This window comes from Mesorhizobium sp. LMG 17147, assembly GCF_024297145.1.
Lineage (GTDB): Bacteria > Pseudomonadota > Alphaproteobacteria > Rhizobiales > Rhizobiaceae > Mesorhizobium.
Genome location: NZ_JANCTC010000014.1, coordinates 46,226 through 61,113, shown reverse-complemented (window position 1 = coordinate 61,113; position 14,888 = coordinate 46,226). Strand labels below are relative to the sequence as shown.

Sequence of the window (14,888 nt, the reverse complement as noted above, 5' to 3'; positions counted from 1 at the left end):
CTTGATCCTCAATCGTCTCGCTCCGGCCGGGGGTTCAGCGCCAGCAGCGTTTCGCGGGCGCGGTCGAGAAAGGCGCGGCGTTCCTCACCAGGTTGAATGGCGATCGGCGCGCCGAAGACGACGCGGCAGAGCAGCGGCACCGGCACGAATTGCCCCTTGGGCAGCACCCGCGACATGTTCTCGATCCAGCAGGGGATGAGCTCGACATCGGGTCGCGCCATCGACAGATTGTAGAGGCCGGAGCGGAACGGCAGGAGCGGTTCGTCGGTCATGTTGCGCGTGCCTTCGGGAAACAGGATCAGCGAATGGCCCTGGTCAAGCACCGACAGCATGATCGAGATCGGGTGCTGCGTTTCATCCGTCCACTGCCGGTGGATCAGCACGGAAGACAGCATGTCCTCGGCAATGAAACGGCGCAGCCGCGTCTTGCCCCAATAGTCGGCGGCCGCCACCGCATGGGTACGGGCGCGTTCCTTCTCGCTGAGGCAGGCCGACAGCAGGATGAAATCGCCGTGGCTGGCATGGTTGGCGAAGTAGATGCGCTGCCGGTCCGATGGCTGGCTGCCGTTCCAGATCGGCCGCACGCCGGTGACCGCCCAGGCCAGCGCCGACAGGCCGACCGAGGTCACCGTCTGCAGCAGGGTATAGGTGCTGACGCGAAGCTTTGTCATGGACGGGCTCAAAAGAATGCCGCGACGAGCGAGGCCGCCGCGAACAGGCCGAACGCGATACGCTGCTTGGCGAGCAGGCGGCGCGTGCCGGCCATCCGCTGCTCGAGCGAGCGGCCGCCGGCAGCCGTGGACTTCAGCCGCATGCGCGCCAGCACGTCGTCGATCGCCGCGTCGCCGGCTGCCTCGCTGGCGTGGCTGGCCATCAGCCGAAACAGCAGCGCGTCGAACAAAAGCAGGGCCGAGAGAATGATTGTGGCTATGGCACTTGCGGCGGCGATCAGCCAGGCTACCGCGGACAGCGACGATGTTTGCGGCGCAGCCGCCAGGCCGATGACCGGCGCCGCCAGCAAGGCAGCAGCAATCAGCAGCAGCGGCCATGCCACCTGCACCATCAGCCCGGCAGCGAACGCTTCGGCCCTGTCACGATAGGCGGTCATGCCGGTGCGTCCGTGCAAAGATGCACCGGCCGGCCCGCGGCGGCGAGCTTGCCTCGCGCCTGATCGGGCGTGGCGGCCCGGCCGCTGGCGACCAGCCATTCGGCGACCACGGCGGCGCTGCGTTGGAAGCCGAGCGCACAGCAGACCAGCACCGCGCCCTGCTTCTGCGCCGCCTCGATCGCCGCCACCGCTTGCGCACGCGCCTGGCGAGACGGCGGCAAAAGGTCGACCATGGGCAGGCTCACCCAGCGGATCGAGGCGCCACGCGGCCTTTCCAGTTCGCCGGCAAGGTCGATCACCGTGCCGAAAGGGTCGGCTTCGGCGGCGGTCGGAAAACGGCCAAGGGAAACACCGTCGACAACGACGATATGCGCCGGAAGCTTTCGCGTCCATGCCCACACATTGGCCTTGGCGCCAAGGCGGTAGGGCCAAAGCAGTAGACGGCTGGCCAGCGACACGCGGCCATCGGCTGTTTTCTGGAACACTTTGGCGCCGGCGCCGGCATAGGCGAAAGCGACTATGGCCAGCGCCAGTGCCGGCCACAACAGGATGAGCCACAGCGCCGAGACCAACGCGCCGGCAGTGGCGCCGGTCAGTGCAAGGCTTGCGCCGAGCGCATAGAACAGCGCCAACCGCCGCGCCTTCGGGTCAGCGCTCAGGCGGAAGCCGGTGAACGGCAGCTCGCTGTTGCGCGGAAACAGCCACAGGGCGAAAAGGCCGAGCAGCGCGCCAGTCGGAATGTCGATGAAATGGTGCTGCCACGTCGTCAGCACCGAGGCGCCGATCAGGAAACACCAGACATGCCAGGCGAAGCCGGCGATGCCGGTCAATCTGTAACGCCAATGGTCCCAGATGATGACCAGCAGCGCGATATGCAGCGACGGCGCCTGGTTGAAGGGTTTGTCGAAGCCGCCGAGCACGGCGAACAGGAAGCCGGGCAGGCCGCTCGTCTGCGGGCGCACGAAGGTTGCCGTCAGCGGGAACAGGATGAAGCAGGCGACGGCGACGAGCTGCGCAGTCAGATAGCGGCCGGCAAGGCGGTCGACGTCGCTCTTCGAATTGTTCAACAGCAACGACAAGCCATAGAACAGGTTGATCGACCAGTAGGGCACAATCGTCCAGGCAAGGAACGGGATGCCATGCTCCCAGCCGAAGACGATGCTGCCGACATCGTCGCGCCGCGACGCCAGCCAATTGGCGAAGCCGTAGGTGGCGTAGAAGAACGGCGCCAGAAATGCCAGCCACAATGCGGCGCGCAGGACGATCCCGGGATACCGCTCACGCGGCAAGGCCGGAAGGGCAGGGGCATCGCCAGGTAAGGCAGAGGCAGGCAAGTCCATGTTCAGACGCGCCGCGCGACCGAAACGGTGAAGATGCCCCACTGGTCGATGCGCTGGTCGAGCTTCTCAAAGCCGGCGGCCGCCACCAGCTGGTCCATCTCGGCCTGCGTGCGGCGGCGCATTACCCAGGCCTGGCCGCCGCGATGCGAGGTCAGGCTGCGCGCGATCATCTCGAGCTGCGGATGCCAGGGCTGGTTGGTATAGACGAGCAGGCTTCCCGGCTGCATGGCGCTGGCCAGTCCACCGAGCGAGCGGCCGATCGCGGTATTGTCGGCAAACAATTCGTAGAGCCCCGAGACGATGGCGAGATCCGGCGCCGGGTCGAGCCCGGCCAGCATCGTTGCGTCGAAGGCGTCACCTTGATGGAAAGTGACGGTCGCCGGCAGCTGGCGCTCGGCGATCAGCTTGCGGCCGAGCGAGACGTTGAGCTCGGAGAAATCCTGCAGCCGTACGCTTGCCGGCGGCTCGGCGCATTTCTGCACGGCATCGAGCACGTAGCGGCCATGGCCGGCGGCGATATCGAAGATATGGACCGGCCGGCCGGCGGCCTTAAGCGAGGCGGCGGCGCTGCCGATCAGTTCTTCCAGATGCAGCTTGCGCTGGCGGATGCCGCGCCAGCCGATGGCATCGAGAAAGGTGCGGTCGATCATGCGGCCGATGGGGCTGATGCCCCGCGCCTCGTTCTCGTAGACATAGTCGAGCGTCGAGCCCGAATCGAAGCCGGTGGCAATCCCCGTCTTCATACCGGACGACAGCCAGGCGCCCATGCGGATCGAAGCGCGGCTCATTGCCCAGTAGAGGCCCCTTAGCGACAGCAGCGGCAGCGGCGAGGCCAGCCGGTCGGCCTCGTCGCGCGTGTAGCCGGCGCGGTCGGCCTCGGTCAGGTCGATTGGCTTTTCCGACGCCGCGAATTGCTTTTCAAGGAAAGGCCTGATCAGGTCGAGTGCCTTGTGGCGGTCGCGCTCGCCCAGCGTGTCGTGGAAGAAGCCGGGCAGCACATGCCGCTCCTTGGCCGGGCTCGCCAGATTGACGAAAAACTCGTGCTGCGGTTCATGCCGCACCACCCAGTCACTGCCGGAGATCAGAAGCTGTGTCGGCACGGTGATGGCGCGGCCGTCGGCGACGATGCGCGCGGCATGGTCGTAGAGCTCGACCAGGATGTTGGAGGCGATCGGCCGGGTGATCAGCGGGTCGGCGTCGAAGGAGGCGATACGCTCGGGGTCATGCGTCAGGAATTTCGCCTTGACGTAGGAATTCACGAAGAAGCGGCCCTTCAGCTTCTGCCACAACGCAATGCCTTGCTTGGCAAAGGGCACGTAGAGCTTGACCGAGAAGGCTGGCGAGGCCAGCACCAGGGCGCGAATGTCGGGCGCGTAATCGTGCACCCAGGCGGCGGCAAGCACGGCGCCGAAGGATTGCGCGATCAGCGCGATGTCGCGCCGGGCAAAACCGTCGCTGTCGATCTCGCGCACAAAACAATCGATGTCGCGCACCAGCGCGGCAAACGACGGCGCATAGCCGCGTTCGCCGGCGGAGCGGCCATTGCCGCGCGCGTCCCACGCATAGAAGGCGTGGTCGGGCATCTGGAACTCGTCGACCAGATGCGCCATACGGCCGCCATGCTCGTGGCCGCGGTGGAACAGCAGGATGGCGCCCTTGCGGTTTTCCGACAGCGCCGGCCAATAGCGATAGAAGATCTCTGTGCCATCGTGGCTCTTGAAGCTGCGCTCCTGTGCCACCCGTTCGATATTGACTGAAGCCACCGCGGCAACCGTCTGTTGGTGAAGCATGTTGTTCTCCCTGGCGAGACCGGAATTCAGCTGCCGCTCCCGTTAAGGCCGCTGCGTATCCGGTTGATGGCGGTCGCCAGCGAGAGTGTAGCCATGGCCGGAAACACGAGCGGCGTGAGCGCCGGAACCCACAGGCCGGACGCGATAAGCACGGCGAGGATGCCAAGCGCCAGCGCCCGGTCGCTTTTGCCGAACGGGCCGGCATAGTTGCGCCCAGCTCCGGCCGCGATGCCGAGCACGCCGGCGAATTCCGCGATCATAGCCGCGATAGCGAATGCAACGACGCCCCAGGCAGGAAAAATGACGGTAAAGGCCAGGATCAAAGCGAGATCGGAGACGACATCACAAAGCTCGTTGAGATACATGCCGAGCGTCGAGGCCTGGCCATGTTCCCTTGCGAGCATGCCGTCAATGGCGTTTAGCGCCATTCGCGTAAACAGCACGAGCGGCATCAGCAGAAAGACCGCGCGGCGGCCTGCAAGGGCTGCCACCGCAAGGCCGGCGGCGAGCGAGAGGGCAGCGGCCAGCAGTGTGATCTGGTTGGCGGTGACGCCGGCCTTGGCCAGGCCGTCGGCAAGCGGCCGCAGCCTGGCCTGGAACGCCGGTTTCAGCGCATAAAGCGTCGGCATGTGCGAACCCCCCGGCCGCGGTGCAAATGATGTTGGCGAGGATGGTCAATTGGCGCGCAAGACGCAAGGGCGGCGCCCTGCCACTTTTCGACATCCGGATATGTCGGCGCTAGCTTTTCCTGTCATTGTCGACCGGGAACCGTGCTGGCAAGCTTTCTTCGGCCGTGGCCCAGGCGCGACTATGATAACGCCGCAGGACGAGAATGCATGTCGCGAAGACCGCCAGCCCGCAAATCACGCCGGGCGACATGCCTCCGCCGAAAGCGGACTTAACAACGATGCCGGTGAAGGCGCCGGCGATGGCGCCGTTGATCGTGCCCACCATCCCAGCGGTGGTCATGAAATATTGCAGCGGCGAGGGGCGGAGGCCCTTGTCGACCAGCACCGCCGAGAGGTCGTCATGCGTGGAGTTGACAAGGTATCTTTGCAGGACCGGCGCCAGCTCGACGAAATAGTGGCGGATCCTGGCCATGCCGCGGGCATGCACCATGTCCTCGATGGCAACCTGCACGGCGCGCACGAAGGTGACCAGGCCGATGAAGAAAAGGCAAGGTAGCAAGATAAGGCTGAACAACACGAACGGCCTGCCCATCTCCGTGACCTGGGCGACGAAGGACAGGCAATCGTTGCGCTCGAGACCGACGTCAGGAACAGATTGGCTCGCTGGTTCGCTTCCTGAATGGTCGCGGCGCGAGCGTTTTGCAGCACGAAATGCTCGGTCGTCAGGCACTGCAAGACTTGCTGCGCCTGGTTAGGCGGAACCGGAGCGTCGGGAGAACGGGTCATCGACATTGCCCGCTTCTGCCCGCCGGAACCGGCAGGGCAGAAGCGGGCGTCATCCTGCTGCGAGCCATCAGGACTTGCCGTTGCCGCCGTTGATGGCGATACGCTTGGCCTTGGCCTGAGCGCGCTCCGTCTTCGGCAGCGTCACGCTGAGCACGCCGTTCCGGAACGCGGCGTTGACCTTGTCTTCGTCGACTTCGTAGCCGAGCGGGATACGCCGCTCGAAACGGCCATAGAAGCGTTCGGAGAACTGCCTGTCCTTGTCCTCGGTCTCTTCACGCTTCTCGCCGCGCAGCGTCAGCACACCGTCATCGAGCAGCAGCTCGACGTCTTTCTCGTCCATTCCGGGGATCTCGGCGGTGACGCGGATCTCCTTTTCGCTATCGGAGATTTCGACGCTCGGCCAGCTGGCGCCGGCAGCGGAGAAGCCACCGAGCGACGGCAGCCTCGTGTCGAAGCCGCGGAACGCCTCGTCGAACAGGCGGTTCATTTCGCGATGCAGCGTCAGGAAGGGATCGCGATCGCCGCTGCGGAACAGGCTGGGGGCCTGATTATTCTCCCGGCCCCAGGGAATGAGATCACGAATAGCCATTGCATAGTCTCCTTTCTCGACTGGTTCGTTCAGGCAGCCTGCTTGTTTGCTTCGACCTGCGCGGCCTTCGGCCCGGTCTTCGGCGAGGCGACATCGGTCGCGATGGCGATGCGCCGAGGCTTCATCTCCTCGGGCACCTCACGTACCAGATCGATGCTGAGCAGGCCGTTGTCGAGCGAGGCGCCTGCGACCTTGACGTGATCGGCAAGCTCGAAACGGCGGGTAAAGGGCCGTGTGGCGAGGCCATGATGCAGATACTCCGCGTTGTCCGGCTCCTTATGCTGGCCGGAGACAATCAGGAGGTTGGGTTCATGAATGATTTCGAGGTCGTCCTCGGAAAAGCCAGCGACGGCGATAGTGACGCGGTAGTTGTTCTCGCTGCTGCGCGCGATGTCATAGGGCGGCCAGGCGTCGAAAGCCTGCGGCGCATTTTCCAGCAGGTTGAAGACGCGGTCGAAGCCGATGCTCGACCGATAGAGCGGGGAAAAGTCGAATGCGGTTCTCATAGCTACATCCTCCATCGAGCAACATAGATACGAGGAGCGCCAAAGAGCTGGCGCTCCCTGGTTTCGCCGGCCCCATTTCGGCGACCGGTGCCATCGATTTGGTTATTGTCCGCCGCAAGTCAAGACCCCGATCGCTCTCGCGTTGCCGGTTTTCGGGCCGGTTTTTGGTCGGTTCGGCGAGGCTGCCAATCTACTTGTGAGAGATGTCCGGCAGGAGATTGCCTGTTTGGCTTCAATCGCCAACGCCGAGTTCCCCGGCCGGTTATTGTCTGCCGCAGGTCAAGACCCAGATTCTTGTGTTGCCGGGCCCATTCCCGGCACTCGCAGATGGAGCTGACCATGACACGCGACGAGATCATTTCCGTGCTGGGCCCGGTCGACGACGCCGTTATCGCCGACATTGCGGCGACGGACGGGACGGTCCAGGAATTGCGTGAGGCCCTGGCCTGGATCGCCGCCGACGAGGCGCTGGTGAACGAAGGCCGACCGCTGCCCACGGCAAGAGTAGCGACGCTGATCGAACTGCTGCAAGGGCCGGACGAGGAGGAATAACCGCTGTTGCCGCGATGCTCTTGAACCGCGCAAAGGGACGAACCATGTCCTTCAGCGGCGCCGGCTGGTCGCCGGTGCCGCCAGCATGACGTTGCTTGCTCAAACAAGAAGACGATCAGAAAACAAGGAGGAAGTGATGGACGACGTCCGCTTCGCCGAGCCGATCACGTTGAAATTCCAATCCAGCGAGCGCAAGGTCGCCAGTAGTTGGGAAGCCATCGAATGCATGCGTCAGCAGTGGCCGGACCGTGCCCGCGGCCGGAGTTGGCGCGCCGCCTATCGGGCCTGCCGCGACGCGCTCGACGGCTGGCGCACCGCGCGAGATGCGCGCAAGGCCTTCGTCAGGGCGGCGCGCAACGCCGGATTGCTCGCCTGCGAGCCTGTCGACCACGCCGGCTAGCCCGGACCCTCCGATGAGATCCAAAACAAGTTGGGGAAAAGGCAACTGCCTTTCCCTCACCGCGAGAGACTTTGCCCGCTGTCTAGCGGCAGATCGGCTTGCTCCTCAGTGGACGGTGATAATGCGGTTTACGGCACGCCATTCGGAGGGCTGGATCAGGTGATGATGGGCGACGCGCACCGAATGCAGCGGGCCTTCGATTTCGCGCTCCCAGAAATCGAGGAAATGCTTCAGCGTCGGGAAATCGGGGGCAATATCGTATTCCTGCCAGATATAGAGTTGCAGCAGGCTCCGATGATCGGGCAGGCGGTAGTGGATCTCCGCCGTGGTAAGACCAAACCCTTGCATCTGGAGCTGAAAGTCCCTGCTGGTCATGCGATCGTCCTTTCCGTTGAAATCTCGGTCCGTTGAAATCTCGGTCTGCAAAACGCCTCGCCTTCCACATAGGTTCCCGCCGCCACGAGCGGCTCCGGACGGGCGGCATTTTGAAATATCGCGCCAAAATTTGAGCCGCACTTTAGCTGAGAGCGGCTAATGTGCGAACGATTACAGTGCATTGGCACTCTCATGCGTCGAGTGCTAAAATTTTTGCGTGACCCTCTTGAAAGCAGAAAAAAGCGCGACTAGTTCGTATGCGCGCGATGCCTGATGAAGGGGTCGCGCACCCCGTGCCGGGCCGATATTGCCGGTTCGGTCAGGAGGATCTTCGAAAATCTGTTTGTCCCGAGAGGAGAACGACATGACGTTCCGTCCATTGCATGATCGTATCCTGGTCCGCCGTATCGAGGTCGACGAGAAGACCGCCGGCGGCATCATCATCCCCGACACCGCCAAGGAGAAGCCGCAGGAGGGCGAGGTCATTGCCGCCGGTCCGGGGGCGCGCGACGACAGCGGCCAATTGCAGCCGCTCGACGTCAAGGTCGGCGACCGCATCCTGTTCGGCAAATGGTCCGGCACCGAGATCAAGCTCAATGGCGAGGATCTGCTCATCATGAAAGAGAGCGACGTGCTGGGCGTTATCGAGGGCGCCGGCGAGATGAAGAAGGCTGCCTGAGTGGGCCTGAACAAGCATTCCAGTCAACGAAGCTGCCTATCGAAGGAGTAATCCAATGGCTGCCAAAGATGTGAAATTTCATACCGAAGCCCGCGAGAAGATGCTGCGCGGCGTCAACATCCTCGCCGACGCGGTGAGGGTGACGCTCGGTCCCAAGGGCCGCAACGTCGTCCTCGACAAGTCGTTCGGCGCCCCGCGCATCACCAAGGACGGCGTTACCGTGGCGAAGGAGATCGAGCTCGAGGACAAGTTCGAGAATATGGGCGCACAGATGGTGCGCGAGGTGGCTTCGAAGACCAGCGACGTCGCCGGCGACGGCACCACGACCGCGACCGTTCTGGCGCAGTCGATCGTCCAGGAAGGCGCCAAGGCGGTTGCCGCCGGCATGAACCCGATGGACCTGAAGCGCGGTATCGACAAGGCGGTCGAAGCCGTCGTCGCCGAACTCAAGGCCAATGCCCGCAAGGTGACCAGGAACGACGAAATCGCCCAGGTCGGCACCATCTCGGCCAATGGCGACGCCGAGATCGGCCGCTTCCTCGCCGAAGCGATGGAAAAGGTCGGCAATGAGGGCGTCATTACCGTCGAAGAAGCCAAGACCGCCGAGACGGAGCTCGAAGTCGTCGAAGGCATGCAGTTCGACCGCGGCTATCTCAGCCCCTATTTCATCACCAACCAGGACAAGATGCGCGTCGAGCTCGACGAGCCCTATGTGCTGATCCACGAGAAGAAGCTGTCCAACCTGCAGGCGCTGCTTCCGGTGCTGGAGGCGGTGGTGCAGTCGTCCAAGCCGCTGCTGATCATCGCCGAGGACGTCGAGGGCGAGGCGCTGGCGACGCTGGTCGTCAACAAGCTGCGCGGCGGCCTGAAGGTCGCGGCCGTCAAGGCACCGGGCTTCGGCGATCGCCGCAAGGCCATGCTGGAGGATATTGCCATCCTGACCGGCGGCACGGCAATCAGCGAGGATCTCGGCATCAAGCTCGAGAACGTCACGCTCAACATGCTCGGCCGCGCCAAGAAGGTGGTGGTCGAGAAGGAAAACACCACGATCGTCGACGGTGCCGGCTCGAAGAGCGAAATCCAGGGCCGGGTCTCCCAGATCAAGGCGCAGATCGAGGAGACCACCTCCGACTATGATCGCGAGAAGCTGCAGGAGCGGCTGGCCAAGCTCGCCGGTGGCGTCGCCGTCATCCGCGTCGGCGGCTCGACCGAGGTAGAGGTCAAGGAGCGCAAGGATAGGGTCGACGACGCCATGCATGCCACCCGTGCCGCGGTCGAGGAGGGCATCCTGCCCGGCGGTGGCGTGGCGCTGCTGCGGGCGGCAAAGGCGCTCGACAATATTCAGGTCGACAATCCCGACCAGAAGACCGGTGTCGAAATCGTGCGGCGCGCGATCGAGGCTCCGGTGCGCCAGATTGCCGAAAATGCCGGCGCCGAAGGCTCGATTATCGTCGGCAAGCTGCGCGAAAAGCAGGAGTTCTCGTTCGGCTGGAACGCGCAGACCGGCGACTATGGCGATCTCTTCGGCCAGGGCGTCATCGATCCGGCCAAGGTGGTGCGCACCGCTCTGCAGGATGCCGCTTCCGTCGCCGGCCTGCTGGTGACGACCGAGGCGATGGTGGCCGAGAAGCCGAAGAAGGAAGCTGGCGCGCCGGTAATGCCCGGCGGTGGCGGCATGGACTTCTAAAGCCAGGCTTCCAAAGCGCGACTTCGAAACGGCAGATGGACCGTGTCCGCCAAAAGCGGGCACGGTCTTGCCGGTCCGGGACTAATGCTGAGCAGGTGTTGCCATGGATATGATGGACAGTTTTGGAAAGATCGCGGCGCCGACCCGCCCGAAAAACGATTTCAACTATGAAGCCGACTGCAGGGCGGCGCTGGCGCCTTTGGTCGACGGCTTGCTGGATATGGCCGAGTCGGCCGGCTGGGACCGCCGCAAGGCGGCCTACACGCTGATGTTTCTATCGGCTCAACGCGTGGGGGCCGGCACGGAGGAGCGCAAATGATCGCGGCGCGGATGCGCGAATGCCTGCGCCTGCTGCGGTGGTCGGAAAACGATTTCGCCGAAGAGGGGGGATACCCGCTCGCCAAGGCAAAGGCGTGGCTCTACGGGCGCGAACATCCGCCGCTGGGCGTGGCGGCCTGGCTCGAAGCGCTGGTCAAGGTGCATCGGCTGCTGCCGCGGCCGGGCATGCCCCCGATTGCGTCCAACTCGCAGATCGGTGGCATCGTTCCGCAGGCGGCCCTCGAGGATCGAAGCGCCCGCGCGGTTGAGTTCCGAAAGGAGCCGATTGAGCCAGGAAAGGAGAGTGTCATGGATCGTGCTTCGTTCGACAAGCCGGTTACCATCCTCACCGGCCTCGGTACACCGACGAAGATAGAAAGCGCGGCTGAGGCCTATGCACTTTTGGCTGAATGGCCGGCAACGAGCCGGACGGCCGCGCATGACATCGCCGCAAAAGCGTGCCGTGCAGCACTGGAAGGAGAGATCGACGCCGAAACGGCGCGCGCCACCTTCGTTGCCTTCGCCCGCCGCAACGACCTGCTTGCGCCGCAGACGAACGGGATGGTTGCCGGCGAGAGCGTTGCTGGCGCCACGGTTGCCGACTGGGCAACGCGCCCACAGCGCGTCAACGCCCCGGCCTGAGCGAGTGCCAATCTCCCTCCTTGAGGGGGAGATCTCGCCGAAGGCGACAGAGGGGGTCGGTACGTCCTGGCGCGCGCCATATTGGACGAAAGAGAAAGTTGGCGCCTCACGCGCGGCGCCCCCCCTCTGTCCTGCCGGACATCTCCCCCTCAAGGAGGGAGATTACGCGCTCAGCCGCTTTCGCTTGCTAAGCCATCGGCAGCAGCCGGCGCATGATCAGCGAGGCGTGGCCGCCCACGCCGTGTGCAGCCGGCCGGCGCTCGACGACCTCGAAGCCGTGCTTGCGATAGAAGGCGATTGCGCGGTCGTTGCCCTCGATCACTTCCAGGGCGATGCTGGGAATACCCGCGTGCGCGGCAAGAAGGGCATGCAGCAGGTCGGCGGCAAGACCGGTGCCGTACTCGCTTTTGTCAATATGGAGCCGCTCGAGCATGACCTCGCCCTTGTCGTCCATCGCTGCCATCGCATAACCGGCGAGCGAGCCGTCAGCCCGCTCGGCGACGAAGGACATCTTGTTGTCGTCCCCGAGCTCGGACGCCAGCCGCTCCGGCGCGTGCCTCTCATCCGACAGCCGTGCCGTGGTCTCGGCACCCAGGATCGGCGAATAGGTCTGTCGCCAGGACCCTCCAAGCAGCCGCGACACCGCCGGAACATCCTGTTCGGTCATGGTTCTTATTTGAGGCATCGCCACCTCCCGGGCAGTTTATGGCACCGCAGCGTTCGCTCGGCCATCACCGCCTCACCCGCGATTTCAGCCAGCGGTCGAAGGCCACGGCGAGGATGAGGATCAGGCCGATGACGATGCTTTGCGTGTAGGACGAGACGTTGTTGAACTGCAGCCCGTTCTGCAAGACGCCGATCAGTCCTGCACCGACCACCGTGCCGCCGACGCTGCCGATGCCGCCGAACAGCGAGGTGCCGCCGATAACGACCGCCGAGATCACCGTCAGCTCGTAGCCGATGCCGGCGACGGCTTCGGAGGAGTTGAGCCGCGCCGACAAAACGAAGGCGGCAAGGCCGGCGAAGAAGCCGACGATGATGTAGACCGAGATCAGGATGCGGTCGACGCGCAGGCCGGAGAGGCGCGCGGCCTCGGCATTGCCGCCGACTGCGTAGACCGCGCGGCCGTAGCGCGTGTAGCGCAGCACGATATGGCAAAGGATGGCGGCAATCGCGAAAATGATCGCCGGCACCGGTACCGGGCCGATCAGGCCGGTACCGAACCAGCGCATCGAGGCGTCGAAGCCGGAGATCGGGCCGCCATTGGAGATTGTCAAGGTCAGGCCGCGAAACACGGTTAGGCCGCCGAGCGTGACGACGAAGGGCGGCACTTTCAGCCTGGTGATGGCAAAGCCCTGGACGCCGCCGGCCACGGCGCCGACGACGACGGCGGCGAGAAGGGCGGCGAACCAGCCATAACCCTGCGTGCCCGTTGTCGACAGCGACAGCGTGTTGGCGGTGCCGCCTTTGGCCACCACCGCCGCGACCATGCCGCAGAAGGCGAGCAGCGAGCCGACCGACAGGTCGATGCCGGCGGTGAGGATGACGAAGGTCATGCCGAGCGCGATCAGGCCGGTGATCGAGATCTGGCGCATGATGTTGAACAGGTTGATCGGGTCGATGAAGCTCGGCTTCAGCACGGTGAAGACGACGATCAGCAACGCCAGGAACATCAGCGGGCCGAAGCTCATCAGCAGGCGCGCAATATTGACGCCACCGCGCTGGCTCCGTTCGGTCGTACTGGTCATTGCGTTGCTTCCTGCTTCTGGTCGAGCGCCATCAGTTCCATCAGTTTCTCCTCGGTCGCCTCGACGCCGGGCATCTCGCCGGTAATGCGCCCGCGCCGCATGGTGACGATCCTGTCCGACACTGCAAGCACCTCGGGCAGCTCCGAAGAGATCATCATGATGGCGATGCCGCGCGCGGCGAGTTCCACCAGGATCTGGTGCACTTCCGCCTTGGCGCCGACATCGACGCCGCGCGTCGGTTCATCGACGATCAGCACCTTGGGATCGCGCGCCAGCCAGCGGGCAAGGATCACCTTCTGCTGGTTGCCGCCGGACAGGCCCTCGATCGCCTGTTCGGGCGAAGCCATGCGGATCGACAGCATCTTCCTGTAGTTCGCCAGCGCCTCGCGTTCGCGCCGCTCGGCCATGAAACCGACACTGGAGTAGCGGTCGAGCGCGGCGATCGAGAAATTGGTGAGGATGGCGAGTGCTGCGAAGATTGCCTGGTGCTTGCGGTCCTCCGGCACCAGGCCGATGCCGAGCTCGATGGCGTCGGCGGGTGAGGCCGGCGCGATCGGCTTGCCGTCAAGCATGATGGTGCCGGCGGCAATGCGGTCGGCACCGAAGATGGCGCGGGCGAGCTCGGTGCGGCCGGAGCCGACGAGCCCGGCGACGCCGAGGATTTCGCCGGCCTTGAGGTCGAGATCGACGCCTTCGAGCACGATGGCGTGCGGCGCCTGCGGATCGCGCACCGTGCGCAGGCCGCGCACAGAGAGCCGGACGTCGCCGGCGACATCGCGCTGCGTCGGCCTGGCATAGAGCTCGGAAGCGGCACGGCCGACCATCTTCTCGATGATCTTCGGCAGCCTGATCGGCCCGCCTTCGCGGTCGAGATGGCCGGCCAGCCTGCCGTCGCGCAGCACGGTCATGCGGTCGCAGATCGCCGATGCCTCCTCCAGCCGGTGGGTGACGAACATGATGGCGACGCCATCCTTGCGCAGCCGGTCCATGATCGACATCAGCCTGTGCACTTCAGTTTCGGTCAGCGCCGAGGTCGGCTCGTCCATGATGATCAAGCGGCTCTTCAGCGATAGCGCGCGGGCGATCTCGACCAGCTGCTGCTCGGCCACCGACAGTGCGGAAACCGGCGTCGCCGGGTCGAGATTGAGCCCGACGCGACCGATAATCGTGCGGGAATCTTCCTCCATTCGCCGCCAACTGACCAGCCCGAACCGGCCGAGCGGCGCGCGGCCGATGAAGATATTCTCCGCCACGGTCAGCGTCGGGATCAGGCTCAGCTCCTGGTAGATTGTTACGATGCCGTGGCGCTTGGCATCCTGCGGATTGTGCGGGCTGAATTCGACACCGTCGAAGACGATGCGGCCGCTGGACGGCGGCATCACGCCGGACAGGATCTTGAGCAGCGTCGATTTGCCGGCTCCGTTCTCGCCGAGCAGGCCGAGGATCTCGCCGGGGCGGACCTCAAGCGAAACGTCGTTCAGCGCGGTGACGCCGGCAAAGCGCTTGGTCACGCCCTCGACGGCGAGCAGGGCGGGAGAGGGCGCAATGGCTTCGACTGGCAAAGGATGCTCCTTGAATTGCGATCCACCCGAAAGGCCAGCGGGACAGCGCCCCCCTCTGCCCTGCCGGGCATCTCCCCCTCAGGGTCCTCAGGGGGAGATCGGATGTCACCCAGGCTTTCGCTAGTCTCCGGCGTTGAAGAGAAGGCAACGCGTTGAAACTGCCAATCTCCCCCCTTG

At 64.6% G+C, this 14,888-nt stretch carries 18 protein-coding genes; 6 read left to right on the top strand and 12 right to left on the bottom strand.

What is annotated here, in order from left to right; translation table 11 throughout:
* Nucleotides 1-8 precede the first annotated feature (8 nt).
* From NMG46_RS22200 to NMG46_RS22165, 8 genes are all read right to left on the bottom strand, one after another.
* Entirely contained in the window at nt 9-671 is a 663-nt protein-coding gene (locus tag NMG46_RS22200) for a lysophospholipid acyltransferase family protein (RefSeq protein ID WP_254819667.1), read from the bottom strand.
* A gap of 8 nt (nt 672-679) precedes the next feature.
* A complete protein-coding gene (locus tag NMG46_RS22195; RefSeq protein ID WP_254819666.1) occupies nt 680-1,108 on the bottom strand; it encodes a hypothetical protein in 429 nt (142 codons plus the stop codon).
* Complete coding sequence (locus NMG46_RS22190) at nt 1,105-2,448, bottom strand: phosphatase PAP2/dual specificity phosphatase family protein (protein WP_254819665.1); 1,344 nt, start codon at nt 2,446-2,448, stop codon at nt 1,105-1,107. The genes NMG46_RS22195 and NMG46_RS22190 overlap by 4 nt, the downstream gene beginning before the upstream one ends.
* Before the next feature lie 2 nt (nt 2,449-2,450).
* A complete protein-coding gene (locus tag NMG46_RS22185; RefSeq protein ID WP_254819664.1) occupies nt 2,451-4,238 on the bottom strand; it encodes a bifunctional alpha/beta hydrolase/class I SAM-dependent methyltransferase in 1,788 nt (595 codons plus the stop codon).
* 26 nt (nt 4,239-4,264) lie between these two features.
* Nucleotides 4,265-4,867, bottom strand: coding sequence for a CDP-alcohol phosphatidyltransferase family protein (locus NMG46_RS22180; protein ID WP_254819663.1), 603 nt, complete (start codon nt 4,865-4,867; stop codon nt 4,265-4,267).
* 109 nt (nt 4,868-4,976) lie between these two features.
* Nucleotides 4,977-5,459, bottom strand: a complete 483-nt coding sequence (locus NMG46_RS22175) for a hypothetical protein (protein ID WP_254819662.1) — start codon at nt 5,457-5,459, stop codon at nt 4,977-4,979.
* Nucleotides 5,460-5,720: 261 nt separating this feature from the next.
* A complete protein-coding gene (locus NMG46_RS22170) occupies nt 5,721-6,242 on the bottom strand; it encodes an Hsp20/alpha crystallin family protein (RefSeq protein WP_254819661.1) in 522 nt (173 codons plus the stop codon).
* Nucleotides 6,243-6,271: 29 nt separating this feature from the next.
* Nucleotides 6,272-6,748, bottom strand: coding sequence for an Hsp20 family protein (locus tag NMG46_RS22165; RefSeq protein WP_254819660.1), 477 nt, complete (start codon nt 6,746-6,748; stop codon nt 6,272-6,274).
* A 339-nt stretch (nt 6,749-7,087) separates the two neighbouring features.
* Between NMG46_RS22165 and NMG46_RS22160 the strand changes: the two genes are divergently transcribed.
* Both NMG46_RS22160 and NMG46_RS22155 read left to right on the top strand, forming a co-directional pair.
* Nucleotides 7,088-7,300, top strand: coding sequence for a hypothetical protein (locus NMG46_RS22160; RefSeq protein WP_352475551.1), 213 nt, complete (start codon nt 7,088-7,090; stop codon nt 7,298-7,300).
* 136 nt (nt 7,301-7,436) lie between these two features.
* Complete coding sequence (locus tag NMG46_RS22155; RefSeq protein WP_254819658.1) at nt 7,437-7,700, top strand: DUF982 domain-containing protein; 264 nt, start codon at nt 7,437-7,439, stop codon at nt 7,698-7,700.
* A 105-nt stretch (nt 7,701-7,805) separates the two neighbouring features.
* On the opposite strand, the gene NMG46_RS22150 is transcribed toward NMG46_RS22155, so the two are convergent.
* Nucleotides 7,806-8,075, bottom strand: a complete 270-nt coding sequence (locus tag NMG46_RS22150) for an usg protein (RefSeq protein ID WP_254819657.1) — start codon at nt 8,073-8,075, stop codon at nt 7,806-7,808.
* A 364-nt stretch (nt 8,076-8,439) separates the two neighbouring features.
* Here NMG46_RS22150 and NMG46_RS22145 point away from each other — a divergent pair, with 364 nt between their 5' ends.
* The 4 genes from NMG46_RS22145 (at nt 8,440) to NMG46_RS22130 (ending at nt 11,401) form a co-directional block, all read left to right on the top strand.
* On the top strand, nt 8,440-8,754 hold the full coding sequence (locus NMG46_RS22145; RefSeq protein ID WP_254819656.1) for a co-chaperone GroES: 315 nt from the start codon (nt 8,440-8,442) through the stop codon (nt 8,752-8,754).
* A 55-nt stretch (nt 8,755-8,809) separates the two neighbouring features.
* Nucleotides 8,810-10,441, top strand: coding sequence for a chaperonin GroEL (gene groL, locus NMG46_RS22140; protein WP_254819655.1), 1,632 nt, complete (start codon nt 8,810-8,812; stop codon nt 10,439-10,441).
* Nucleotides 10,442-10,544: 103 nt separating this feature from the next.
* Complete coding sequence (locus tag NMG46_RS22135) at nt 10,545-10,760, top strand: hypothetical protein (RefSeq protein ID WP_254819654.1); 216 nt, start codon at nt 10,545-10,547, stop codon at nt 10,758-10,760.
* Between the two features lie 308 nt (nt 10,761-11,068).
* Nucleotides 11,069-11,401, top strand: a complete 333-nt coding sequence (locus NMG46_RS22130; protein ID WP_254819726.1) for a DUF982 domain-containing protein — start codon at nt 11,069-11,071, stop codon at nt 11,399-11,401.
* 187 nt (nt 11,402-11,588) lie between these two features.
* On the opposite strand, the gene NMG46_RS22125 is transcribed toward NMG46_RS22130, so the two are convergent.
* From NMG46_RS22125 to NMG46_RS22115, 3 genes are read right to left on the bottom strand one after another with little or no spacing between them, the layout of a single operon-like run.
* Nucleotides 11,589-12,086 (bottom strand): GNAT family N-acetyltransferase, encoded by a 498-nt coding sequence (locus NMG46_RS22125; protein WP_254819653.1) that lies wholly within the window; start codon nt 12,084-12,086, stop codon nt 11,589-11,591.
* A gap of 46 nt (nt 12,087-12,132) precedes the next feature.
* Nucleotides 12,133-13,149 (bottom strand): ABC transporter permease, encoded by a 1,017-nt coding sequence (locus tag NMG46_RS22120; protein ID WP_254819652.1) that lies wholly within the window; start codon nt 13,147-13,149, stop codon nt 12,133-12,135.
* Complete coding sequence (locus NMG46_RS22115) at nt 13,146-14,711, bottom strand: sugar ABC transporter ATP-binding protein (RefSeq protein WP_254819651.1); 1,566 nt, start codon at nt 14,709-14,711, stop codon at nt 13,146-13,148. The genes NMG46_RS22120 and NMG46_RS22115 overlap by 4 nt, the downstream gene beginning before the upstream one ends.
* Between the last annotated feature and the right edge of the window lie 177 nt (nt 14,712-14,888).

Coding starts and splice junctions, on each gene's coding strand:
- NMG46_RS22155 (WP_254819658.1), top strand. CDS start 7,437: ATGGACGACGTCCGCTTCGCCGAGCCGATCACGTTGAAATTCCAATCC.
- NMG46_RS22130 (WP_254819726.1), top strand. CDS start 11,069: ATGGATCGTGCTTCGTTCGACAAGCCGGTTACCATCCTCACCGGCCTC.
- NMG46_RS22125 (WP_254819653.1), bottom strand. CDS start 12,086: ATGCCTCAAATAAGAACCATGACCGAACAGGATGTTCCGGCGGTGTCG.
- NMG46_RS22180 (WP_254819663.1), bottom strand. CDS start 4,867: ATGCCGACGCTTTATGCGCTGAAACCGGCGTTCCAGGCCAGGCTGCGG.
- NMG46_RS22200 (WP_254819667.1), bottom strand. CDS start 671: ATGACAAAGCTTCGCGTCAGCACCTATACCCTGCTGCAGACGGTGACC.
- NMG46_RS22135 (WP_254819654.1), top strand. CDS start 10,545: ATGGATATGATGGACAGTTTTGGAAAGATCGCGGCGCCGACCCGCCCG.
- NMG46_RS22190 (WP_254819665.1), bottom strand. CDS start 2,448: ATGGACTTGCCTGCCTCTGCCTTACCTGGCGATGCCCCTGCCCTTCCG.
- groL (WP_254819655.1), top strand. CDS start 8,810: ATGGCTGCCAAAGATGTGAAATTTCATACCGAAGCCCGCGAGAAGATG.
- NMG46_RS22165 (WP_254819660.1), bottom strand. CDS start 6,748: ATGAGAACCGCATTCGACTTTTCCCCGCTCTATCGGTCGAGCATCGGC.
- NMG46_RS22185 (WP_254819664.1), bottom strand. CDS start 4,238: ATGCTTCACCAACAGACGGTTGCCGCGGTGGCTTCAGTCAATATCGAA.
- NMG46_RS22175 (WP_254819662.1), bottom strand. CDS start 5,459: ATGGGCAGGCCGTTCGTGTTGTTCAGCCTTATCTTGCTACCTTGCCTT.
- NMG46_RS22170 (WP_254819661.1), bottom strand. CDS start 6,242: ATGGCTATTCGTGATCTCATTCCCTGGGGCCGGGAGAATAATCAGGCC.
- NMG46_RS22150 (WP_254819657.1), bottom strand. CDS start 8,075: ATGACCAGCAGGGACTTTCAGCTCCAGATGCAAGGGTTTGGTCTTACC.
- NMG46_RS22195 (WP_254819666.1), bottom strand. CDS start 1,108: ATGACCGCCTATCGTGACAGGGCCGAAGCGTTCGCTGCCGGGCTGATG.
- NMG46_RS22120 (WP_254819652.1), bottom strand. CDS start 13,149: ATGACCAGTACGACCGAACGGAGCCAGCGCGGTGGCGTCAATATTGCG.
- NMG46_RS22145 (WP_254819656.1), top strand. CDS start 8,440: ATGACGTTCCGTCCATTGCATGATCGTATCCTGGTCCGCCGTATCGAG.
- NMG46_RS22160 (WP_352475551.1), top strand. CDS start 7,088: ATGACACGCGACGAGATCATTTCCGTGCTGGGCCCGGTCGACGACGCC.